This is a genomic window from Desulfofarcimen acetoxidans DSM 771 (genome assembly GCF_000024205.1).
In the GTDB taxonomy this organism is placed as follows: Bacteria; Bacillota; Desulfotomaculia; order Desulfotomaculales; family Desulfofarciminaceae; genus Desulfofarcimen; species Desulfofarcimen acetoxidans.
In genome coordinates, this window is sequence record NC_013216.1 from 2,723,954 (window position 1) to 2,746,545 (window position 22,592).

The 22,592-nt window shown below is 39.9% G+C and carries 22 protein-coding genes and 1 pseudogene; 6 read left to right on the forward strand and 17 right to left on the reverse strand.

Translation table 11 applies throughout. The features are described from left to right. Position 1: 1 nt before the first annotated feature. The 3 genes from DTOX_RS12580 to DTOX_RS12590 form a co-directional block, all read right to left on the reverse strand. Positions 2–556, reverse strand: coding sequence for a DUF1697 domain-containing protein (locus DTOX_RS12580; protein ID WP_015758058.1), 555 nt, complete (start codon positions 554–556; stop codon positions 2–4). A gap of 209 nt (positions 557–765) precedes the next feature. Next, the gene (locus DTOX_RS12585; protein WP_242652427.1) at positions 766–1,353 is read right to left on the reverse strand and encodes a polysaccharide deacetylase family protein; all 588 of its coding nucleotides are present in this window, start codon (positions 1,351–1,353) and stop codon (positions 766–768) included. A 321-nt stretch (positions 1,354–1,674) separates the two neighbouring features. Further along, complete coding sequence (locus DTOX_RS12590) at positions 1,675–2,046, reverse strand: hypothetical protein (protein ID WP_015758060.1); 372 nt, start codon at positions 2,044–2,046, stop codon at positions 1,675–1,677. A gap of 228 nt (positions 2,047–2,274) precedes the next feature. On the opposite strand from DTOX_RS12590, the gene DTOX_RS12595 reads away from it, so the two are divergent. From DTOX_RS12595 to DTOX_RS24360, 4 genes and pseudogenes are all read left to right on the forward strand, one after another. Continuing rightward, positions 2,275–2,760, forward strand: a complete 486-nt coding sequence (locus DTOX_RS12595; protein WP_015758061.1) for an RNA polymerase sigma factor — start codon at positions 2,275–2,277, stop codon at positions 2,758–2,760. Continuing rightward, positions 2,757–3,614, forward strand: a complete 858-nt coding sequence (gene rsiV / locus DTOX_RS12600) for an anti-sigma-V factor RsiV (RefSeq protein ID WP_015758062.1) — start codon at positions 2,757–2,759, stop codon at positions 3,612–3,614. Before DTOX_RS12595 ends, rsiV begins: the two co-directional genes overlap by 4 nt. A 129-nt stretch (positions 3,615–3,743) precedes the next feature. Next, positions 3,744–4,664, forward strand: a complete 921-nt coding sequence (locus DTOX_RS12605; protein WP_015758063.1) for a hypothetical protein — start codon at positions 3,744–3,746, stop codon at positions 4,662–4,664. A gap of 468 nt (positions 4,665–5,132) precedes the next feature. Beyond that, a pseudogene (locus DTOX_RS24360) lies at positions 5,133–6,284 on the forward strand (recombinase family protein); the annotation flags it as partial. A 415-nt stretch (positions 6,285–6,699) separates the two neighbouring features. Here DTOX_RS24360 and spoIVB read toward each other — a convergent pair. The 13 genes from spoIVB to DTOX_RS12670 form a co-directional block, all read right to left on the reverse strand. Next, a complete protein-coding gene (gene spoIVB / locus DTOX_RS24365; RefSeq protein ID WP_015758066.1) occupies positions 6,700–8,115 on the reverse strand; it encodes a SpoIVB peptidase in 1,416 nt (471 codons plus the stop codon). Between the two features lie 260 nt (positions 8,116–8,375). Beyond that, the gene (gene recN / locus DTOX_RS12620; protein WP_015758067.1) at positions 8,376–10,064 is read right to left on the reverse strand and encodes a DNA repair protein RecN; all 1,689 of its coding nucleotides are present in this window, start codon (positions 10,062–10,064) and stop codon (positions 8,376–8,378) included. Between the two features lie 4 nt (positions 10,065–10,068). Then, positions 10,069–10,527, reverse strand: a complete 459-nt coding sequence (argR, locus tag DTOX_RS12625; protein ID WP_015758068.1) for an arginine repressor — start codon at positions 10,525–10,527, stop codon at positions 10,069–10,071. Beyond that, positions 10,472–11,101 carry a tRNA 5-(aminomethyl)-2-thiouridylate-methyltransferase MnmM gene (mnmM, locus tag DTOX_RS12630; RefSeq protein WP_015758069.1) on the reverse strand — a complete coding sequence of 210 codons (630 nt, stop codon included), beginning with the start codon at positions 11,099–11,101 and terminating at the stop codon, positions 10,472–10,474. Before mnmM ends, argR begins: the two co-directional genes overlap by 56 nt. After that, positions 11,094–11,960 (reverse strand): NAD(+)/NADH kinase, encoded by an 867-nt coding sequence (locus DTOX_RS12635; RefSeq protein WP_015758070.1) that lies wholly within the window; start codon positions 11,958–11,960, stop codon positions 11,094–11,096. The genes mnmM and DTOX_RS12635 overlap by 8 nt, the downstream gene beginning before the upstream one ends. A gap of 100 nt (positions 11,961–12,060) precedes the next feature. Next, positions 12,061–12,870: a TlyA family RNA methyltransferase gene (locus tag DTOX_RS12640; RefSeq protein WP_015758071.1), complete on the reverse strand. Its 810-nt coding sequence runs from the start codon at positions 12,868–12,870 to the stop codon at positions 12,061–12,063. A gap of 11 nt (positions 12,871–12,881) precedes the next feature. After that, positions 12,882–14,783, reverse strand: coding sequence for a 1-deoxy-D-xylulose-5-phosphate synthase (gene dxs / locus DTOX_RS12645; protein WP_015758072.1), 1,902 nt, complete (start codon positions 14,781–14,783; stop codon positions 12,882–12,884). Between the two features lie 11 nt (positions 14,784–14,794). Further along, the gene (locus DTOX_RS12650; protein ID WP_015758073.1) at positions 14,795–15,382 is read right to left on the reverse strand and encodes a hypothetical protein; all 588 of its coding nucleotides are present in this window, start codon (positions 15,380–15,382) and stop codon (positions 14,795–14,797) included. A gap of 341 nt (positions 15,383–15,723) precedes the next feature. Further along, positions 15,724–15,861 (reverse strand): hypothetical protein, encoded by a 138-nt coding sequence (locus DTOX_RS23045; RefSeq protein ID WP_157862950.1) that lies wholly within the window; start codon positions 15,859–15,861, stop codon positions 15,724–15,726. A 302-nt stretch (positions 15,862–16,163) separates the two neighbouring features. Further along, positions 16,164–17,054 carry a polyprenyl synthetase family protein gene (locus DTOX_RS12655; protein ID WP_015758074.1) on the reverse strand — a complete coding sequence of 297 codons (891 nt, stop codon included), beginning with the start codon at positions 17,052–17,054 and terminating at the stop codon, positions 16,164–16,166. Next, positions 17,054–17,305: an exodeoxyribonuclease VII small subunit gene (xseB, locus tag DTOX_RS12660; RefSeq protein ID WP_015758075.1), complete on the reverse strand. Its 252-nt coding sequence runs from the start codon at positions 17,303–17,305 to the stop codon at positions 17,054–17,056. Before xseB ends, DTOX_RS12655 begins: the two co-directional genes overlap by 1 nt. A gap of 111 nt (positions 17,306–17,416) precedes the next feature. Continuing rightward, complete coding sequence (locus tag DTOX_RS12665; protein WP_015758076.1) at positions 17,417–18,049, reverse strand: cyclodeaminase/cyclohydrolase family protein; 633 nt, start codon at positions 18,047–18,049, stop codon at positions 17,417–17,419. Between the two features lie 117 nt (positions 18,050–18,166). Then, a complete protein-coding gene (locus tag DTOX_RS12670; protein WP_015758077.1) occupies positions 18,167–19,030 on the reverse strand; it encodes a bifunctional 5,10-methylenetetrahydrofolate dehydrogenase/5,10-methenyltetrahydrofolate cyclohydrolase in 864 nt (287 codons plus the stop codon). 235 nt (positions 19,031–19,265) lie between these two features. On the opposite strand from DTOX_RS12670, the gene DTOX_RS12675 reads away from it, so the two are divergent. Further along, positions 19,266–20,534 carry a replication-associated recombination protein A gene (locus DTOX_RS12675; protein WP_015758078.1) on the forward strand — a complete coding sequence of 423 codons (1,269 nt, stop codon included), beginning with the start codon at positions 19,266–19,268 and terminating at the stop codon, positions 20,532–20,534. 209 nt (positions 20,535–20,743) lie between these two features. Beyond that, entirely contained in the window at positions 20,744–21,640 is an 897-nt protein-coding gene (locus DTOX_RS12680; protein WP_015758079.1) for a copper amine oxidase N-terminal domain-containing protein, read from the forward strand. A 23-nt stretch (positions 21,641–21,663) separates the two neighbouring features. Here DTOX_RS12680 and DTOX_RS12685 read toward each other — a convergent pair whose 3' ends face one another. Next, the gene (locus DTOX_RS12685) at positions 21,664–22,566 is read right to left on the reverse strand and encodes a DMT family transporter (protein ID WP_015758080.1); all 903 of its coding nucleotides are present in this window, start codon (positions 22,564–22,566) and stop codon (positions 21,664–21,666) included. Between the last annotated feature and the right edge of the window lie 26 nt (positions 22,567–22,592).

Below are 22,592 nucleotides of genomic sequence, written 5' to 3' on the forward strand. Positions count from 1 at the left end.
CTTAAATATCTTTTGCTAACATGCCGAGCTTATTTATTGTTTTCCAGTTGCGCACAGTGGCCGGAACACCCAGTTTAGCAAGATTATCAGCAAGTCTGGAGTTCCGAATACCATGACGAAATAAAAGATAAACATTTCTTCCTTCAATTCGATACTCATCACTTTCAGTTGTATATGTATCTAAAAGTTCTATCTTTTCTTGTGAAGGGGCATGGATCAATAGTACAACATATAGACTCTCTCCTTCTGAAGACAAATCTGCTTCAGCTACTACTTCTTTCGTGTAGGGGCAATCCTGGATTATCCATTCTAACTCTTCTGCGGTTCTTAATACAACTGAGACCTCAATTCCAAAAGCCGTTTCAAACCCAAGCTCAATTTTCTTGCGCAATGGTTCTTCATCTTCATTTGATTTGAATAGGACATTACCACTTTGTATATATGTTTGCACCTCACCAAATCCCATATTTACAAATAATTGTTTCAGATCAACCATCTTAATCCTATTCTTTTTACCCACATTAATTCCACGTAATAGAGCAATATAGCCAGCCATTATAAACATCACCTCTTAATGAAACTTACTAAACGTAGGTTTTAATTCAAAATAACATATTATATCTAAATTATTATTCCACAACATTTAGCTTAGCTAACCCTCGCACTAATGACACGGAAAGCAATACCTGGTAAGGTTTGTACAGTAAATATCAAAAGGGAAGAGTATTTAGCCCTTCCCTTCTAACGTTAAGCTATTGATTATTTCTAAAAATTATCAAACTTCTGTAAATCATTTACTGTTACAAATTTATAACCTTCTTTAGATAAATACTCTAATATCCCTTCAGTTACTTTAAGTTCGTTTTCAGTATCATCATACATTGCATGCAACAAAATGATAGAGCCAGGTCTTACATTTTTCTTTACATAATCCACTTTGTCAGAGACAGAGGTATAATAGGTATCTGGTTCAAGATCCCATGTAATAGTTTGCATATTATGTGTTTTTAAATAGTAAGGTAATCCAATGAGTTTTTTGCTGTTTGGTGGTCGAAAATCAATTTCTCCATTAAAACCTGTTTTACGAATTAACCGGTTAGTTTTTTCTATTTCCTGCTTTATGAAAGAAGGGCTTTTAAAAATCATTCGCTTATGGGAATAAGTGTGATTACCTATTTGATGACCTGCTTCCGCTATTTTTTGTCCTTGCTCAAAGTTTTTCTCCAACTCATTACCAATTAAAAAGAATGTAGCCTTTGCTTTATATTTATCTAAAAGAGGTAGTATCTTCTCTACATTTTTTGATGGACCATCGTCAAATGTTAATGACACTACTTTTTTATTCGTTTCCACATGACTGGTTAATCCTCCAAATAACTGATATGTTCTCGAATTCATTAACTTATATGTGCTAAATAATACAAGTGAAAGTACCACTAACACTATGCAATATATAAATATTCTTTTTTTCATTCATTTACTCCACAATTTTTTTAAATAAATCCATATTCTAAGACAGTCAAACTTGCTCAATAATAAAAAGCAACTCAAACTTATAGTTGATTGCTAATATTTTATATAAAACGAGCTATAGCAATAGATTTGCCTTAAAAAAACGTAATAATGGTCAAGAAGTGTTTTTTTGCATTTCAAAAAAATCTTTTCTTAGAACAATTATTGATTCTCTTTTAGTCGTTCAATTATTTTTTTGTAACCATTTTTCTTATTATTTACTTCACTAAGTTGTTTTTCTAGTTGAAGTTGTTTTTCTAAAATATTTTTTAGCCTTTCTTTATATAAAATTATTTCATCTTTAAAAATCTCTCCTTCCCATTTTAATAATTCTATTTTTTCAAATATATATTTAATTATAATATTAAGATCATCCACTTTCTTTTGGTACTTTTTCTCTAATGAGTCCAGACTAATACACAATTCATTAAACTCATGATAAGATGACACTTTATAATCATTTATATTACGGATTTTTTCAATTTCTTTGTCTGAATAATTAGTTTTAACCCATTTATCAATCTGTTCTATCATAAAGGCAACATTCTCCATCATCTAATATATTTAATAAATTCTCACTTTTGATATAATATTACCATACTAGATGGAAAAAGTATATATTTTCGACAATTACTAATATTTTAAATAAATATAACTAAACCATTAACGGTTAAAAACCAATATGCTTACTCAAAAAGCTCTAAACAGGTTAAAACTTTTTTTATCTCTTGAGGGTCTAATTAAGTGAAAGGAGGTAATTAGGTGCAAAAAAACAAACAGCTGTTTGAAAAGTTTATTACCCAAAATATTGATAGTGCATATCGTTTTGCATATTCTTATGTAAAAAATCAACAGTATGCGGAAGATGTTGTCAGCCAAAGTGTTATTAAAGCATTATCCGCATTGGATAGGCTGAAAAACCCTGAATTTATGAAAAGTTGGTTTTACAGGATTATAATCAACACATCAATCACATATTTAAATCAGAACAAGAAAAACGTTTATATGGAAATTGATGATTTGAATGGTTTTGACAATACAGTTGATACATATGAGGATATTGATTTAAAAGAAACCATAGAAAGGCTGCCTTTAAAATACCGGAGTATTATCATACTTCGTTATTTTGAGGAGTTTTCCCTGAATGAAATTGCAACGATGCTTGATGAAAATCTAAACACTGTCAAAACCAGGCTGTACAAAGCCCTTAAAATTCTCAAATTGGAAATGGATGAGGTGGATTTATGAGTATTCGTCAGTTAGAGGAATTAAAAACAGAATATGAAAATGTAAAGGCGCGAGAACAATTAAAAGAAAGGGTTTATAGAATTATGAAAAGAAGAAGTATTATGAAAAAAATCGTGAATGTCGCAGCTACAGCAGCAGTTATTTTTAGTATATTTGTCGGAGCGCTTAACGGTGTCCCCGCTTTTGCGCAAGACATAGCCAATATCAGCGGAATGGAGTCTATGGTTAAAATATTAACGTTTGGAAGGTATCAGGTCAATGATGGACATTTTTCGGCTAATATTGTTACACCGAAAATAGAGGGCTTGCTGGACAAAGAGCTGCAGGACAAGATAAACCGCGACTTTAAGGAAAGCGCGAACCTTGTTATTTCAGCCTTTGAAAAGGATTATAAAGAAATAAAAGAACAGGCGCCCGAGGCGCATATGGGCGTTGAATACAACTATCAGGTTTTAACCGATAACGATGACACCCTGGCGATTGATGTGTATCTGCTTAATATCGTCGGCTCATCATCGACAACACATAAATTCTATACGATCAACAAAAAAACAGGAGAGCTTATAACCCTGCCCTCATTATTCAAAGAAAATGCCGATTATGTAAATGTCCTGAGCGAATATATCCTTTCTGAAATGAAAAGGCAGAATGCGGCGGGAGAGAATATGTTCTGGGTAGAAAAGGGCGATTATGTGGAACCGTTTTTAAAAATTAAGCCTGACCAAAACTTCTACTTAAATAATGAGGGCGATTTGGTTATTTGCTTCGATAAGTATGAGGTCGCACCGGGTGCATCAGGCTCTCCCCAATTTGTTATCCCAAAGAATATCATAAAAAATATAAAGATGGAATAAGGCCAGTCATCTTCCTTGACCAAAATTTACAAAGAAAATAAATGAAAGATTAATGGAACTTTTCTTTGTTATTTACCGACAAATATATAGAAGAGAAACTAGCTGAAAGGAGTTTAAGAAGAAAACATCATGAAAAAAACAGTTTTGATTGTATTTATCTTATTATTGAGCATTTCATTGTTTGGTTGCACAAATAAAATAAATGATGCTCAGCTTAAAAAAGAAGGTCAACACCAGGAGGAACAACAACTAACCGATGGAAGTGACAAGACGGCAATTGCAAGTCTGGTTGAGGATTTTGGCGGGAAACTTCAAACCGTTTCGCTTCAAGCTCCCCCCAATATAGTGAGTAAGAGCATACAAGAGAATTACGGAGATTTTATTTCCCCTACGCTTCTTGCAGAATGGCTAAGCAAACCCGAGAATGCCCCGGGGAGAGTGCTTTCAAGTCCATGGCCGGATCGCATAGAAATTCTAAACATTATGAAATTATCGGAACAGACTTACAAAGTTATAGGTAACATCATTGATATAACCAGCGTGGAGAAAGTAAACGGCGGTACTGCCGCAAAGCAGCCAATTACTCTAGTAGTAGAAAAAATCGAAAATCGTTGGGTTATTAATGCTGTAACCCTCGGTACCTACGAGCAAACAAATTCAATTGTGTATAAAAATACACAATATGGCTTTAACTTTTCATTGCCCGTTAGTTGGAATGGTTATTCGATTGTAACCAACAAATGGGAGGGTCTTGCTATAGGAAATGGTGAGACTGTTGAAACTGGTCCGATGATCTCCATCAGACACCCTCAATGGACTTCTGAAAACCGGCGACAAGATATCCCCATCATGATATTTTCACTCAATCAATGGGACTCACTTCAGCAGGAAAAATTTCATATTGGTGCGGCACCTATTGGGCCAAAAGAACTTGGTCGTAACACCAGATATGTTTTCGCTCTTCCTGCACGTTATAACTTCGCATTTCCGCCAGGATATGAAGAAGTGGAAAAAATCTTAGAAAGTAATCCTCTTCAAGCGAACGAATAACAAAGAAATATCCTAAAAAACAGTTATTCAATTTAACAACTTAAGGTTTTATTAGTAAACATTTTTAGCATAATGCTTAACACATACTATTTTAAAATATGTGTTAGGCATCTTTTATTTGTATTATGAAATATTTTTCCATTCTGCCTGGGTTCTCGGTACGTCTTATACTCTGGTATTTCTCCGTTTATAGAAATAGCCGGTCCCTCGCAACTACCGCCCCATGAATTGATTTTACCGGATTATATTCACCCTCAAAGTGTTAATTATGTTTCTCCTTAATAATTTCTTTCCTTTCGTGCTTCCATTGTTCAGCTACTATTGCAGCAGACATATATATTAAATATTTTTTTTGAAAGTTAGATAATTCACCTATAACAGACAATCTTTTCACCACCTTATTGAATATTTCCCTGAAATATACTAAAATATTTATTAAGTTTAGATAAAGGAGGGAGAACGATTATATTGTCAAGCCCCCAACAACCTAGTGTTCCACTCAGTGATGATTATTTAATAGCTATTTATCTTCGTGTTTCTTCTGATGAACAGGCTAAAAGTCAACAGGGCTTGCAAGGTCAGCTATATTCTTGTGAAGATTTTATCAGAAATAAATTTCCCAACTCAAAAATAATTGAAGTTTATTCTGATGAAGGTATTTCGGCGGATAAGACTGAAATACATGAACGATACGAATTAGCACGTATGTTGGTAAATGCTCGAAAAGGATTATTCAATACGATAGTAGTATTTAAACAGGATAGAATAGCTCGTAATAATTTACAATGTGAATTTATTTGCAATCAATTAGATTTAATTTCCGTACCGATATGGGAAGCTGATAATAGTAAAAAATTGAATCAGGCCTCACCCCAGGATAAATTTTTTCGTCAACTATTGGCTTCATTTGCTGAACTGGAAGTTGAAAACACCAGAACTCGTATTAAAGCAACAAAAAAGGGGCAAAAGGCTGCCGGACAATTTTCCGGAGGTGATTTACCATACGGTTTTAGATGGGATAAAGATAACAAAAAAATCATTGAGGTTGATGATGAAATAAGGATATGGCTTCAGATTATTTATAAATATCTTGTTGAAAACAAAGGCTCTGTAGTTATTTCAAATGAACTAAATAAGGCAGGAATACAATTTAGGACCGGTCACAAAACAAGAAATGGCTCTGAGTTTTCCAAATGGGATAAAAACAATGTTCTAAGCTTGCTTAGAAATCCAATACTAACTGGGCACCTGCCCAATAATGTATTAAACCGATATGTAGATGCGGACGGAAAACGTCGAGTATCAAAAGTTAAGCCAAGAAATATTGTACTGCAAAAAACACCTTTGTTAAGGGAAATAATTCCCTTGGACTTATGGTACCGAATAATAGATAAGATGGAATCCAAGACAAACCAAAAAATACCCCCAAGATCCATGTCTACATCCTGGCTCCTATCCGGTTTATTAAAGTGCAGCTGTTGCGGTGCAACGATGATTGCCAAAGATACGGGAAAGAAGTCTAAAAGTTCGGGTGAGACGTACAAATATTACAAATGTCCCAACAATTCATGCACTTCTCCCTGTCGCTCTATAAGAAAGAACGAAGTTGAATTAGCTGTTATAAATGAATTATTTGGAAGATTAGATTTTATTAGCGATAACACTGATACTGTTAAGAAAATAGCACTAAAGAAAATTAAAAATGACTATGACTTTGTTGATAATAGTATTGATGCAATTAAAGCAGAAATAATTGATTGGAACGCTCGATTAAACAAAGCCCAGAAAGAATATGACGAAGGCAGATGGGAACCCGAACTATATCAGGAGGAAGTAAAAAGATATAAAAAAATAATCGAAGAAAGAAAGCAAATATTACAAAATAAACAGCTTGAACTAGAAATCAAGATGCACGAGTTTCAAAATATAGAGGCTACATTAAACACTTTAAAATCTTTAAAAGACGGTTTGGAAAATACTAATAAAGAATTTAATCAAAAGAAACGAGCAATATTACTTACGCTTATTAACTATGTCATAATTGAGAATGGTAATCCCCATATTTATTTAAGAGCTGAAACCGGTATAGATATTCCGGAATACTTAAGATGCACTTTAGATGACTCGATGCAAGTTGTTTTTGGGGAGATAATAGCCGGGGAATTAGAAGTATCTGCAACCAGTTGCCAGTGGGTATCTTCGGATTTACAAAGACATGGGTTATCGCACCAACAAATTTATTATTTTGAATTATCGGGCTGCCACTCATCCCTTGAATAATACCTCCTGTTTTTTCTAAAAGCTTTTTATCTGTAATTCTGACAACCAGTCCCTTACCGTCAGGCCTGGCCTGTGGAGCAACTTCTTCGATATTAATATCAAAACTTTCTATCTTGTTGTTTTCCAGTACGGTTAAAATTTTTGCCGGTCCTTCCTTTACCTGATTAGACATAGCTGCCGGCAGGGGCTTAGAATAAATTGGGTTAGTTATATCATTTTTCAATTTTCCGCTAATTCCAAATTGAGTATTTTTCATTATACTCCCCAATAAATCGCTATCTCCTTTAAAAACTCCAATTTTTTCTCCGGGTTGCCCCTTTTTACCTGGCCTAATGTTTTCTATCATGGCTGATACAATTTTTCCGTCTGCCAGGTCAATTTTTTGTGAGGTATCTATATCCGTAATTACATGTCCCAGTGCACCGTATCTCATACTTTGGGGTTCATAAAAAGTCAGAGTACCGACACCTGCTACACTGTCCCGTATAAATAATCCAATTCTGTAATGACGTGTCTCATGGCAGTATGCCGGGCTAACTGTAGTTTTAAAAATATGGCCGTCTCTCTTAACTTCCAAAACAGCTTTTTTACCGGCCTGACCGGCTTTTTCAATCTCTTCACGCATTTGAAAATCAGTTTTTATGACGTTATTATTTACTTTGAGAATAACGTCTCCTACCTCTATCCCGGCATCTTCGGCCGGATTTTTTGTATGGCCTTCCTTATCCGTCACAGAAGACTTTCCTACTACAATCACACCTTGCGAGTGTACTAAAACACCAATAGAATGCCCTCCCGGTATTACCTGAACCGGTGCAACTACATTAACTACCATCTGGCGAAGAGGAATCATGCCAAATAATTTAAAATTCAAGAAAAACTCTTCTGAGGCAGACAGGGCCAGAGATGTTTCTGAGGATGTTTTTTTAAGCAATAATGAACTGTCAGCAAGTGTTTTGCCTTTATAATTAATTTTTCCTGAATCTTTAGATTGAACATCAATTTCTAAATTATTAAGCACATTTTTGGGAAATAATAAATCCAACTTTAACGGTTCACCTTTAGCGATCATCTGGCGGGAAGGTATGCTTGAAACTTTTTGTGCCATAGTGCCAATACATAAAATTGTCACTAAGACTAAAAAAAGACCGGTTACTTTTTGCCGGGTCATTTTCCGCACGGTATCCCTCCTCGTGATATTATCAATATTTAATTTTGTGTGTCTGTTTTTTAAGAATTTTTTCAAAAAACAATGCGTGACCACGTAAATTTAAGTTAACCAAAGATAAATTCAAATATTCCGACCATTATTGTCGATAATTGCCGAGGCTTTAGTTTTACTTACCTCCAATGCTTTTGTTGCTTTTTTGTTCTAAACACAAAAAAAGACGAACTAAACTCGTCTTTTAATTATAAGAAAATTTTATAATATTATTTTTTATTTAATGACCTGTTTAACAATTGTTTGGCATGGTCTCTGGTTATAGACGTTACATTTTTACCACCCAACATGCGGCTTAGTTCCTCGACTCTTTCTGTCATATTTAGTTCCCGGATATCCGTTACAGTCATATTATGCGTAAATTGTTTAACCACTTGAAAATGTTTGGCAGCCAAACAGGCTATTGGAACAGCATGTGAAACGCATATAACCTGCCTCTGTTGGCTGAGATAGTCCAATTTTTCAGCTACCGCTTGCAATGCTCGTCCCCCTATACCGCTGTCTACTTCATCAAAAATCATAGTCGGAATTTCATCCATCTCGGCAAAAATTGATTTTAAGGCCAGCATAACCCGCGAAAGCTCGCCACCTGAAGCTATTTTTGCCAGCTGACGCAGCGGTTCACCTGGATTAGCTGTAAACAAAAATTCAATTTTGTCATGGCCGTTGAAACCCTGCGAGACACGGGTTATTTCAACCTCTATTATGGCCGCCGGCATCTCTAAAGCATGCAGTTCTTGGGAAACAGCAGTTTGAAACTTGCGAGCTATCTTTTGACGTGATTCAGACAACTGAACAGCAAGAGTAAGATATTCGCGTTCTGATTCTGAATTTAACTTAATAAGCTCGTCTATTTTTTCATGGCTATGTGCAATAGTATCTAATTCTTGTTCGGCTTTTTCCTGGAACTTCAATATTTCATCAACTGAATCACCATATTTATATTTTAATCTGTTAATTAAATCCAGCCTTTCCTCAACGGCTTGCAAGCGCTGGGGATTAAACTCTATATTATGCCTATAATTTGCTAAATCACGGGCCATATCTTCAATTTGATAGAGCATACTTTCCATAGCAGTTTTCATGTCTATAAAAGCTGCTCCATATTCCTGTAAGGTTTCCAAATTACTAACTGTTTTGCTGAGTTGTTCGGTTACAGCTCTCGTGCCGGAACTTCCCTCATATAAATAATTGTAACTTTCGTTTATTAACCTGATAATTTTTTCAGCATTCAAAAGGATATTAAACTCTGCTGCCAGTTCCACATCTTCCCCCGGCTTTAACTGAGCTTTATTTATTTCCTCTATTTGATACAGCAGCATATCTGTTTTTTTTTGTTTTTCTTGTTCATCAAAGGTTAATTCTTTGCATTCTTTGTAAACCATCTGCCAACTGCGATAAGCTTCCCCGGTTGCAGTCAGCAGGTCCAGGTGCTCTTTCCCGCCAAAAGCATCCAGCAGTTCCCTCTGCTTGTCTATATCCAATAAGGACTGCTGTTGGTGCTGCCCATGCATATCAATCAGGTATTTGCCTATTTCCCTGTAAATAGAAAGAACAACGCTACGCCCGTTAATACGGCAGAGGTTCTTGCCGCTCCGGTTAATTTCACGGGTCATAATTAATGTACCGTCTTCTTCCGGTTCTAACCCTGCTTCAATCAACAAGTTATTTATTCTGGGTATATTATCAATGTAAAATTGAGTTTCCACCAGGGCCTTTTTTTGCTCGTAACGAATGGCTTCCGGAGAACATCTACCTCCCAGCGCCGCTGATAAGGCATCCAGGACAATTGATTTACCGGCTCCTGTTTCCCCTGTCAATACATTCAGCCCTCGGTCGAATTCCATCAACAGATTTTCTATAATCCCAAAATTTTGTACGGTTAAGGTAATTAACATATAATCACCACCTGGTTATATCCTTTAGCCTGTTAATAATATCCAATACAGCATTTTTAGGTTTTACTACTATTAAAATGGTATCATCACCGCCTACTGTACCGATTATTTCAGGAAAACCGGCGTTGTCAACAGCTGATGCTACACCCTGTGCTTCACCTGGAAGAGTTTTTATAATAACCAAATTTTCACTGAAATCGATAGATATCACAGAGTCCCGCAACAGTCTTTTTAACCTCTCATTATTTCGCACATTTGAGGCTTCCACGGCGGGAGCAGCATATCTCTGAATACCGTTTTCGCCTGGCATTTTAATCAGTCCCAGTTCTTTGATATCCCTGGATATAGTAGCCTGGGTAACCGTGACATTAGCTTCGTGGAGGGCGTACACCAGATCGTCTTGTGTTTCAATAATCTGCTGGCTGACTATATCCAGAATCAATTTCTGCCGCTTGTTTTTCACTTCTCGGACCTTCCTTTTCAATAAGAATTAAGAACGGTGAGGGATTTTTCCGATTATAAAAATTAAGCTTGATGACATTATACAATTTATTATCCAATTTTGATACATATTTTTCAACGGCTGTGCACTCTTCCAGCGAGCCCTCGTGGCCGGTATAAAGCACAATGCTGATCCTTCCACCCGGCAACAGAAGTTCCATGGACTGACACAAGGCTGCCAGGGTTGACTCTGCTTTTGTTATAATGCTGTGATCCCCGCCAGGCAAGTAGCCTAAATTAAACATAACAGCATTAACCTTAACTTTAACCAGAGACACTAAAGCTTCGTGACTGGCCAGATAAAACTTGACGCGCTTATCTAAATGCCTCTGTTTAATCTTTTGCTCGGCAGCAGCTATGGCCTGTTCCTGAATGTCGAAAGCAAAAATCTGTCCACTTGGCCCTACCGAACTTGCCAAAAAAAGCGTGTCTTCCCCGGTACCAACAGTAGCGTCAATTGCTACAGACCCATCAAATAAGATTTCTCCTATAAATATTTGAGCGATGCTGACTGCCCGCCTCCAGCTATTAAACATCCGAACGCTCGCCTTCTTTCAATTTTTCACGCAGGACATCAAAAAAACTTACATCCTTGAGCTTGATAAATTTTGCATTAAAGCTGGCCTTACTAATTAACACTTCATCATTTGGCTGCAGTTTGCAGCCATGCTGGCCATCCACCGTCAGCATAACCTCTCCCGGTTTATGGGGTATAAGCACTCTGACCAAATTATTTGCCGATATGACCATGGGTCTAGCAGTCAATGTGTGAGGGCAGATGGGGGTAATCAGCATTACCTCAAGATCAGGAGTAACCAAGGGGCCGCCGGCAGAAAGAGAATATGCTGTAGAACCGGTGGGAGTGGCTACAATCAACCCGTCCGCAGGGAAGGTTCCCACAAAATCTGAATTGACATAGGTCTCGAGAATTATTAAACGGGCAAAGGCACCCTTGGTAATTACTGCGTCATTAAGGCCTGATACCCTAACTACTGATTGACCGTTTCTGAAAACCCGTGCCTCTAACATCATCCGTTCTTCTATATTGTATTGGCCGGCCAGGAGCTTCTCCAGGCTGCTGGAAATATCGGGTATGTCTATTTCCGTTAAAAAACCCAAATGTCCCAGATTAATCCCAAATACCGGGATAGACAGCGGTGCCGCCAACCTGGTAGTTTGCAGCAAAGTACCGTCCCCACCAAACGTTATCAGACAGTCCGCATTTTTTATTATGCCGGAGGAATCAACAGCCAAATCCATCCTACCCAGTGTACGGGCAACTTGTGCATCTATTAATATTTTACAGGCACGCAATTCCAGCCAGTTTATAGTTTTCTGCACCAGTGAAATTACGCTTTTTTTACTTAGATTCACAGCCAAACCGAAGGTTTTCAAACAAAATCCTCCTATCAAAACAAAAAGGCCCGGGCAGTTATAGTATAATTACTGACCCTGACCCTTTCTACGATAACTCTATGAATGTGCAAGTTGTCTTCTAACCAAAAAATTTATGCGCTTGTTCAACTATATAAGGTACGAGCTGTTCTATATCGGGTGGCAAAACATTTTTCTTCGTGAAATATAGTAGGTACTCAATATTTCCTTCCGGTCCTCTTATCGGGGAAAAATCAAGGCCCAAGACAGACCAATTCAGTTCATTAACTACAGACAAAATATTAAAGATTACATCTATATGCACTGAAGCTTCCCGGACAACACCTTTTTTACCTACTCTTTCCGGTCCTGCCTCGAATTGAGGTTTTATCAAAGCTACGCCTTCAGCATCAACTGCTGTCAGATGATCCACCTGTGCTAAAACCTTGGCCAGGGAAATAAAAGAAACATCAATAGTCACAAAATCAGGGATATGAGTAAACTTTTCGGATGACAAATATCTAATATTTGTACGTTCCAGTGAGACAACCCTTAGATCAGTGCGTAAACTCCAGGCTAATTGCCCATAACCAACGTCAACAGCATATACCAGTCGAGCTCCGTGCTGCAGCGCGCAGTCAGTAAAACCTCCGGTGGAAGCACCTACATCCAACACAATCCTTTCCCGCATATCTATTGAAAAAGCAGTGATAGCTTTTTCCAGTTTGAGGCCACCTCTGCTTACATACTTTAAAGCATTACCTCGCACTTCCACCTGAACACCGGAAGAAACTTGCGTGCCGGCTTTGTCCATACGCTGATCATTAACATAAATCAGCCCGGCCATAATTGCTGACCGGGCCTTCTCCCGACTCGGAAAAAAACCTTCCCTAACCAGAAAGTTATCCAGTCTTTCTTTATTGCGAGGCAAAGCAGTCCCTCCTAATCAGCTATCAGCTTCAAGGTATTGCTTCTGTAACCTAAAAGCATATTTATTTCTTTGACCAGCCCTTCGGCAGTCAAACCGTAAATATCCCTGAGCAGCTTGGGATGACCGTGCTCGATAAAATTATCAGGTATGCCTATGCAATGAGTCCTTGTCTTTAAACCGCTTGCTGTCAGCAACTCCAAAACAGAACTGCCAAACCCGCCGCTAAGCATATTTTCTTCCACAGTTACCAACAAATTCGTATTGGCAGCCAAATCCAAAATGCATTTTTCGTCTAAGGGCTTAATAAAACGCGCGTTAACAACGGCAGCGTCAACGCCCTGTTGAGCTAAAATTCTTGCAGCGTCTTCAGCTACCTTGACCATGTTGCCTATGGCAATTATGGCTATATTTTTTCCTTTACGAACAACTTCCGCCTGTCCAATAGGCAATTCCTTCATTTCTTTATCCAGAACGCAACCGGTACCAATGCCGCGCGGAAAACGAAGAGCACACGGGCCCTGAAACTTTACTGCAGTATTCAACATATGTTGAAACTCATTTTCATCTTTAGGTGACATAATTACCAGGTTAGGTATCGGGCGCAGGTAAGACAAATCAAATAATCCCTGGTGGGTAGCCCCGTCATCACCAACAATACCGGCCCTGTCAACAGCAAAAAGGACAGGTAAATTTTGTAAACATACGTCATGAATCACCTGATCATAAGCCCGCTGTAAAAAAGTAGAGTAAATGGCCACCACAGGTTTTAAGCCTGCGCATGCCATACCAGCAGCCAGAGTAACAGCATGACCTTCAGCTATTCCGACATCAAAAAAACGATCCGGATAAATATTGGCAAATTTTCTCAATCCTGTGCCATCCGGCATGGCGGCAGTTATAGCCTGAATTCTCCTGTCTGTTTCCGCCAGTTTGACAATTATATCCCCGAAAACTTCCGTATAGGTGACAGTCCCGGTACTGTTGATCACATCACCTGTTTCTATCTTAAAAGGCCCCACCCCATGAAACTTATCAGCGTTGCTTTCTGCCGGCAAGTAACCCTTGCCCTTCTGAGTTTGAACATGTACCAATACAGGTCCTTTACAGGTTTTAGCCTGCTTTAAAAGATTAACAGTAGCCTGGTAATTATGCCCGTCCACCGGTCCCAAATAAGTAAAACCCAGTTCTTCGAAAAGCATGCCCGGTACTACCAGGTATTTAAAGCTGTCCTTTAATCTGTCTATGACTTTTAAAACCTTGGGACCAATATTAGGGATTTTTAACAGCAGCTGTTCAACTTCATCCTTGCTTCTGGAATACATAGGATCAGTGCGAATCCGGCTTAAATAACCGGACATAGCACCTACGTTAGGAGCTATTGACATTTCATTGTCATTTAATACGACTATAAGATCCTTCTTAAGATGCCCGGCATGGTTTAATGCCTCAAAGGCCAGTCCTCCGGTCATGGCACCGTCTCCGATTACGGCAGCCACTGAATGTTTTTCCTTTAGATAATCACGTGCTATCGCAAAGCCCAAGGCGGCAGAAATTGAGGTGCTGCTGTGGCCTGTGCCAAAACTGTCATAGGCACTCTCAATAAGCCTGGGGAAGCCGCTGATACCACCATACTGGCGCAGAGTGGAAAACCTTTCCTTGCGACCGGTTAACAGTTTATGTACATAACACTGGTGTCCTACATCCCAAATTATTTTGTCTTGAGGTAAATTAAAAACCCGGTGCAATGCCAGTGTTAATTCAACTACACCCAAATTAGGCGCTAAATGACCACCGGTTTCTGATACCGTCTCAATTATTTTTTGACGTATTTCTCCAGCCAACTCATTAATTTGGCTATTATCCAGCAGTCGCAAGTCCTGGGGTGTTTTTATCATGGCTAATAAACCGTTCAAAATTACCACCTCTATTTTTGCTTAGAACAACGGCTCTTTTTACCGATTTTAATACCGGTTATGCCTTCCCACCATGCCATTATGCGTCCTACCGAGAAAATAACTTCATTGGCATGTTCAATAGCATATTTTTTACCAATTGCTTTACTACTGACGGTTATCGAAGCGATAAAACCAGTTAATAAAATATTAAGAACAAACTGATCCCAATCGTGCCGGTAAGCATAAATTTGAGAAGCAAGAGCAATACCAAGTGCTCCTGCCACCGTTCCGGTTATATCTCCGACTACATCGTTGCCTATATTAGCTACTTTATCGGCATTTCTGATTAGATTAACTCCTTGCTGAGAACCAGGCACACGCTTAGATGCCTTGGCATGAAACGGTGCCTCCGATGCCGCAGTAACCGCTACACCTATAATATCACCCAAAATATTTATTAAAATAATAACTAACAAAATGGCAAATGATACCACCAGGCTGTTTAGTTTTCGGGTTAAAGTTTCTGATATCAAAGAAAAAACCACTGCCAGAGTAAATGAAATAATCCCAATAATTATAATATAACTTATTGAAACAGAGGATCTACCGTTGGACAAAAAACCCACCTCATGAGCGGAACATATATGTAATGGTCAGTGACAATAGAACGAGTAAATGTTGCGGCTTAGGTCCAGCAGGATTTCCCAAACTGTTGCCGGCTGTCGCCATACCGGCGGTTTCCCATTAAAACAGTTTCCGTTACGTCACCGCAAACGGGGCTGGATTGCCACTTAGTCCGCACTATAATCCCCGTTCTACCCAAGAGACAGCCTAGAAGTTTTCCTTAACAGAATAAAACCTTTTTCTATCCTCTTTTGCAGTAAAAGTTTCAACCCCCAGGAGATAAAGCACGGGCCCATGCCATATCTCCTGAAAAACAAGTATTCACCAGTACCGCTCAAGGCAGGCTACGCTGCACGCAGCTTTCACCACATGCAGGTTTATATCCCAAGCCATAGTTTGTGCATGCCCCACAGGGGACAGCCTCTCCACATACTTGGGTCTCCACGGAAGCAGGGTCAAGTCTGCATGCCATTGCAGGTTGCCCTCCCACCTTAACTCCCAGTACCAACCCCCAACTGGGCGTCAGCAGCCAGCACCAGGAACTTCATCGCTGTGCCATTGGCGGATTTTTAGGCCCGCCTTCAAAAAAGGTCATCCTGACTAGGATACTGCGTCACTTACCAAATAAATTTTAACAAAATAAAAGATTTGCTAGATGATTATTATATCATATTTATATTTTAGTTACAAATATTTTGATACTATTTGTAACTGTCCAAATTTTGTATAAGCATAATATATGAATTATGTTTACTTGAAAACGCTGCAAGGCAGCTAATGATCCCTGTTCACCACAAACTTAACCAGTTCTTTTAAAAAATTTGCCTTTTCACCAAATGGCTCAAGTGCATACAAAGCCTGTTCGGCGGAATAGCCGGCCAACCTGTAGGCTTCTTCCAGTCCGTACAGAGCCGGGTAGGTAGCCTTATTATTTTTTTCATCACTTCCTACCGGCTTGCCAGTCTTTTGCATATCTCCTGCCACGTCTAAAATATCATCAGTTATCTGAAAAGCCAAACCAAAGTGCTCTGCGTAATTTGTCAATGATTTCAGTTCTTCATCATCAGCACCTGACAAAACAGCCCCGGATCTGATAGCCGCCCGGAAAAGAGCCCCGGTTTTTTTAGTGTGTATATATTCCAGTGTACCGGCATCTATCTCTTGATTAGCAGAAACTATATCTACAACCTGCCCGCCGATCAAACCGGTTGTGCCGGCCGCAGCGGAAATATCCGCAATTACCCTAACCACGTCTGCCGGAGCAATTCCATTTCTGCCCGACAAACCGGCTAACAATTGAAAAGACATGGTTAATAAAGCATCGCCGGCAAGTATGGCCATAGCCTCACCGAATACCTTATGATTGGTGGGTTTTCCCCGGCGGTAATCATCATCATCCATAGACGGTAAATCATCATGTATCAAGGAATATGTATGTATCAGCTCTAAAGCGCAGGCGGCAGGCATAACTTTATCGGCACTCCCACCCACTGCTTCCGCCGCAGCAATGAGCATCGCCGGTCTTAATCTTTTGCCCCCGGCAAAAATACTATAACGCATAGCCCGGTGAATTATTTCAGGGCAACTGCTTTCCGGCAGCAAATATCGATTCAGCGCGGCATCGACCTGACCTGCTATTTTTTTCAATTCGTTTAGAAATTCCATTAATCAAGACCCCCTTCGGAAAGGGTACCTGTTGCACGAACCAGTACCGGTTGACCTTGGCTGTCAGTTATTAAGCGGGAAATTTTCTTTTCTGCCTGTTCAAGTTTCTTATTGCAAACTTTTGATAAAGCTACTCCTTCAGCAAACAGTTCGAGAGCATTCTCTAAGGGCAGCTGGCCATTTTCCAGTTCCCTGACAATCACCTCTAACCTCGACAGTGCCTGGTCAAAATTCATTTCCCTGGTGGTCATTACATATCCCCCTCCGATTAACATGCGAAAATAAGAAAAGATCAAATCATTAAATGATTTGATCTTTTCTTATAACACAATCACAATAAAAATGTCAACCTAAAATAAATATTATTTCATGCGCTCCTGTACAACAGTCAGGGCCATATCTTTTAATTTCTTGGCTTCCGCAACCAATTGGGCTTTTTCGGCCAGAACTTTCTGAACATACTGCTCATCTTTAATCATAGGAATATTAATATCCGCACTTAAGAGAACTGCATTAACACATGATTCAGCCACATAGGCGGCAACACCGGCATCACTTATGGCCATTTTATTTCCTATAGTGGATAACTTCTCAGTAATGGCAAGGATTTGCAAGCATACGCGGGCTATTTCCATCGGTGTATCGGTAGCGCTCTTCAGTGCTTTTTGTACTGCTTCCGTACGGGTGGCCTTTTCCTCGTCAGTATTCTTTGGCAGCTGGTAGGCTTTCATAAAATTACTGAATTCCATCATATCTTCGTCAACCAGTTTTTCCAGCTTTTTAATAATAGCATTAGCTTCGTCCAAGATAGCCTGAACCTGCGGCTCAACATCCTTGAACTTTTCTTTACCAACCGTAAGGTTGCAAACCATTGCAGTCATAGCCACGCCAAAACAGGCTACCATAGCTGAAACACTGCCGCCACCCGGAGTAGGCGAGTTGGATGCGGAGACTTCGATCACTTCACGCAGGGTCTTATCAAAGAAAGCACTCACAATAAAACCTCCCTATAACATTATATTTCACTGCGTACTAAAAGCCGCGAACCCATGAGGATCCGCGGCAAGAATATCCCCGACAGTAAAAACTCTCAGGTTTAAGATTGTCCAAATTTATTTCATTTCCAACTGCCACTTGGTGGCTTCCACTAAGTTCTTCATCAGCATAGCTGTTGTAGCAACACCTGCGCCACCCGGAACCGGAGTAATGTAAGCGGCTTTCTCAGAAGCGGCTTCAAATTCAACGTCACCGACAATCTTGTCGCCAACCTTGTTGATACCGATATCAATAACGATAGCGCCCTCTTTAATCCATTCGCCCTTAACAATGCCGGGAACACCCACTGCTACAACAACAATTTCAGCATTGCCAACGTGCTGTGCAGTCAATCCGCGCTGGCCGGTAGCAATATGACAAATGGTAACTGTGCAGAACTCTTTTAATAACAACATAGCGGTAGGTTTGCCAACGATATCACTGTGGCCAACTACTACAACTTCTTTACCATAGAGGTCAACACCGGTAGATTTGATCAACTCAACTGCTCCCGCCGGAGTGCAAGGAGCCAGGCGAGGTGCAAAGTAGGTTACCAAACCAACGTTATGAGGGGTCATACCTTCTACATCCTTGGAATAAGCAATCTTCCACTGGGCGGCTCTGGCATCAATTTGAGCCGGCAGAGGCATTTGCAGAATAATGCCTTTTACTTCATCATCAGCATTTAAGCCTTCAATGTATTTAATAAGTTCTTCCTGGGTTGTTTCAGCCGGAAGTTCACGGAGTTCATAACGGATTCCCAGGGACTCAGCAACTTTTTTCTGAGCACCAGTATAAACTGCAGAAGCTGCATTCTCACCAACCTGTATGGCCACCAGGAACGGAGTAACGCCTTTAGCTTTTAATGCCTCTACCTCGGCACTTACTTCTACCTTAATTTTGTCAGCAATAGGTTTTCCTTTTAAAAGTTCGGCTGCCACAAAAATTCCTCCTTATTGGTTTAATAATTGGTCTATTGTTTTATTCGTTGAAATTAGGAGACATTCCTGCTGAATAGTTGGAAAAATTAAAATTATTTTGCAAGGAAGATTATTTTGAATACATCAGTCGTTTAATGGCCTATAAAATACAGTTTGCTTTCTTGGCTGGAAAGTCCATTTTGTTTATGCTAGTATTATGTAAATGCAAATGAAGCATCTGTCTGGAGGTTTCACAATGAACCTTTTCGAACACGCCATGGAAAGAGACATGGCTAAAGCGGCCCCTTTAGCCGCGCGCATGAGGCCTAAAAGCCTGGAGGAATTCGAAGAGCAGTCAACAATTGTAGGACCTGGCACTACCCTCAGGCGTTCTATTGAAAACGACAGCCTGATGTCGATGATTTTTTTCGGGCCACCCGGTACCGGTAAGACTGCTCTGGCCAACATCATCGCCTCTATGACCAAATCACACTTTGAAACTATAAATGCTGTTATGGCCGGAGTGGGCGACATTCGTCGGGTAGTAGATGAAGCACAGAAAAGACGCTCTTACTACGGAGAAAAAACTGTTTTATTTATTGATGAAATCCACAGATTTAACAAAGCTCAGCAGGACGCTCTGCTGCCATTTGTAGAAAACGGCCTGATTACCCTGATCGGCTCCACCACTGAAAATCCCATGTTTTCAGTTAACAGGCCCATCCTGTCACGCTCGCAATTATACCGCTTTGAACTTCTTTCCACGGAAGCCATTGTCCGGTTGCTGCAAAGGGCCTTGCAGGACCGCAACAGAGGGCTGGGTAATTATAATACCGGTGCCGATCCGGAAGCTCTTCCATACTTGGCCGAAATATCCAACGGCGACGCACGCGCTGCCTTAAATGCTTTGGAGTTGGCTGTAATAACTACTGTACCGGAAGAAAACGGCAGCCGCAAGCTGACACTGGCTACAGTACAGGAGGCACTTCAGAAAAGACTGCCTAAATATAATCAAAAAGATGAGCATTATGATGTGGTTTCTGCTTTTATTAAAAGCATGCGGGGTTCAGATCCGGATGCTACACTGTACTGGTTGGCCAGACTGCTTTATGCCGGTGAAGATCCGCAATTTATCAGCCGGCGGATCATGATTCATGCCGCTGAAGACGTGGGATTGGCAGATCCTCTGGCACTGGTGGTCGCTGCGTCAGCCGCCCAGTCCGTAGAAAGGGTGGGCCTGCCGGAAGCCAGAATCATTCTGGCGGAAGCAGCACTTTATATTGCCCGGGCACCTAAGAGCAACTCTGTTGTCAAAGGAATCGACAGTGCCATGGCAGCGGTAGAAAATAAGAGGCATGAACCGGTTCCCGCTCATTTAAGAGATGCCAGCTATAAAGGAGCCAAAGACCTCGGTCACGGCAAAGGCTATAAATACCCGCATGATTATCAAAACCACTGGGTTGAACAGGATTATCTGCCTGCCGGTCTGTCCGGGACAAAATTCTTCGAACCGCCGGAAAACTAATATACCTGTAAAGCTAAAACTATTATTAATTGTATTATTTTTGCAAAAAATCAACAGTTATTATTGATACCTGAGTTAACCGTCGAGAAATTCCAATTTAATCACAGTTACGATATACAAATTTTTCCTTATATTATATATTATAGTAATATTTCATTTAACCACCACATAAATATATATAGTATGTATTTTTTTTTGGGAGTGGTTATGTGAAAAAGCCAATACTTATTTTTGTTCTATTAATCGCATGTTTTTTTAGCACCCTGGCCCCTCTTATGGCTGGTACAACCGCCAGACTTATAGTAAACGGCCAGGTTATTGAAGGAAGCTTTATTGCACAAAATGACAGCTTGCTGGTACCGTTAAGAAGCGTAATGGAAACTCTTGGGGCTTTAGTACTTTATAACGATCAGGAAAAATTAATTATGGCTAAAAAGGCGGATACGGTTATTGCCCTGCAGATAGGCAATAAGCTTGCAGCTGTTAATAACAAGCAGGTAACCCTTGACCAGGCGCCTTTTTTTTACCAAGGGCAGGTTCTCGTGCCACTGAGTTTTCTGGCCGGTGCTTTAAATACTCAGGTAAACTGGGATAAACAGGCTTCTACTGCTTATGTTAATGCCGCCATAGAAGACAAGCTTTGCCAACCGGTTGACGAAAAAAACAAACAATTATTGTATAACCGGTTAGCAGAATTGGAGAACAGGTATTTTGAGATTAGATCCGGTCAAGGATACTCTGACCGGGAAGAAATAGCCAGCTTATTAACGGAAGTATTTGCTGATAGGGAAGTTGCCAGGGCATATGCTGATGAGAAGCAACTGTTTGCGGAAAGTTACAACAGCAGCGATATTTACCAGGGTGTTAGCAATGATTGGGTTGGCATAAACTGCGTTACCATGTTCACCCCCAGCAGTGAAATTCTGGTTTTGCAGTCCGCCCCTGATACTTTTGAGTTACTAGCAATTTGCCATTTGGATTTAGACAGTTTATTCGGCATAACCAAAACGACCCTTATTAAAAAGGGCGACAGCTTTAGACTGCTTCGAGAGGACTTTTACGCTGCAGCAGACATAGTTTGCCGGCAAGCATTGCCGGCTCAATAGGCATTACAAAATGAAAACTGTTTTTATGGCCTATCAATAGTATTTTTTTGCCGCCTGTTTTTTTTCTGTACTGAGGCCAGATAAATACTGAAGCTGATTAGCAAGACCCCTGCCAGCATGCTGGCGTTAATTTCCTCATTCAGGTGCAGCCAGCCGGAAAAAACGGCTATAACCGGTACAAACATCAGAGATATGGAAGCCGCAGTTGTATCTATCCGAGAGAGAATAATAAACCAGGCTGTAAAACAAAAAGCTGAAGCCAGCACTCCACAGAACAATACTGAAAATACCGGCAGCGGCGCCCACAAAACCGGCTTGCCCCACTCCATAGCCAGCGCAGCCAGAGCGATGCCGGCAGTACCAAAAACCATTTGCCAGGTGGAAACCATTATCTTATCATGGCAATTAAATCTTTTTTTGATTATTATGTTTGCCGCTGCCCAGGACAGGGCTCCTAATATAATTAAACTTTCTCCCATTAGAACCTTAAGATTTTGCCGGTATACGATATCCCAACCTAAAATCAGCAACAACCCCGAACTACCCAGGAGCAAGCTGCCGATTTTTCTTCCGGTTATCTTCTCCTGCAGGAAAAAGTAGGCTAAAACCATACTCCAAATAGGCATCGTATACAACAAAACAGAGGACTTACCGGCACTGACAAAAACCATGCCATACATAAGTAAGGTAAAAGTAAGGGCTGTTTGCATTAAGCCTAAAAGTGCCAGGTAAGGCCAATCCTCATTTGCCGGCCTTAGTTTACTTCGCAATGACGAGATGAACAGCATAACCAGTGAACCTGCCGCAAAACGAAAGAAGGCAAAGGTAAACGGTCCCATATAATATAAGGAAACTTTCATAAAAATCCAGGCATAACCCCAGATAATTGTTATTAACAATAACATCAGCAACAAGCTAAACGGCATCTGATTTTCCATCCTCAATATTATTA

Coding starts and splice junctions, on each gene's coding strand:
- DTOX_RS12580 (WP_015758058.1), bottom strand. CDS start 556: ATGGCTGGCTATATTGCTCTATTACGTGGAATTAATGTGGGTAAAAAG.
- DTOX_RS12590 (WP_015758060.1), bottom strand. CDS start 2,046: ATGATAGAACAGATTGATAAATGGGTTAAAACTAATTATTCAGACAAA.
- rsiV (WP_015758062.1), top strand. CDS start 2,757: ATGAGTATTCGTCAGTTAGAGGAATTAAAAACAGAATATGAAAATGTA.
- DTOX_RS12605 (WP_015758063.1), top strand. CDS start 3,744: ATGAAAAAAACAGTTTTGATTGTATTTATCTTATTATTGAGCATTTCA.
- spoIVB (WP_015758066.1), bottom strand. CDS start 8,115: ATGACCCGGCAAAAAGTAACCGGTCTTTTTTTAGTCTTAGTGACAATT.
- recN (WP_015758067.1), bottom strand. CDS start 10,064: ATGTTAATTACCTTAACCGTACAAAATTTTGGGATTATAGAAAATCTG.
- mnmM (WP_015758069.1), bottom strand. CDS start 11,101: ATGTTTAATAGCTGGAGGCGGGCAGTCAGCATCGCTCAAATATTTATA.
- DTOX_RS23045 (WP_157862950.1), bottom strand. CDS start 15,861: ATGGCATGCAGACTTGACCCTGCTTCCGTGGAGACCCAAGTATGTGGA.
- DTOX_RS12655 (WP_015758074.1), bottom strand. CDS start 17,054: ATGGAATTTCTAAACGAATTGAAAAAAATAGCAGGTCAGGTCGATGCC.
- xseB (WP_015758075.1), bottom strand. CDS start 17,305: ATGACCACCAGGGAAATGAATTTTGACCAGGCACTGTCGAGGTTAGAG.
- DTOX_RS12675 (WP_015758078.1), top strand. CDS start 19,266: ATGAACCTTTTCGAACACGCCATGGAAAGAGACATGGCTAAAGCGGCC.
- DTOX_RS12685 (WP_015758080.1), bottom strand. CDS start 22,566: ATGCCGTTTAGCTTGTTGCTGATGTTATTGTTAATAACAATTATCTGG.